This window comes from Sedimentibacter sp. B4 (genome assembly GCF_000309315.1).
In the GTDB taxonomy this organism is placed as follows: Bacteria; Bacillota; Clostridia; order Tissierellales; family Sedimentibacteraceae; genus Sedimentibacter; species Sedimentibacter saalensis.
This window is the reverse complement of the sequence record NZ_CANG01000268.1, coordinates 1-231: the sequence shown is the minus strand read 5'-3', so window position 1 is coordinate 231 and position 231 is coordinate 1. Positions and strand designations below refer to the sequence as shown.

Here is a 231-nt window from a genome sequence, read left to right as displayed (position 1 = left end):
TTCCCGCCGGAGAACTCGGTGTGTCCCAGCTTCGGATCCGCTCGATCACGCTGAACATGACAAGGAAGTTCTGGACAAGCTCGAGGGCGTGATCCCGGTCGAGGATCCCGGCCTCCACGTCGCGCTTGTAGTACGGGTACATCATCTGGTCGAAGCGCCCGAAACAGACGCCCTGAGCGTTGTCTTCGATCTGGATGGCGAACTGGATGAAGGTGACCAGCTGCAGCGCCT

General features: G+C 60.2%; 1 protein-coding gene. It reads right to left on the bottom strand.

Annotation, left to right across the window (positions count from 1 at the left end; genetic code table 11):
- A partial coding sequence (locus BN358_RS23275; RefSeq protein ID WP_198018397.1) for a pyruvate formate lyase family protein occupies window positions 1–231 on the bottom strand: 231 nt, incomplete at both ends.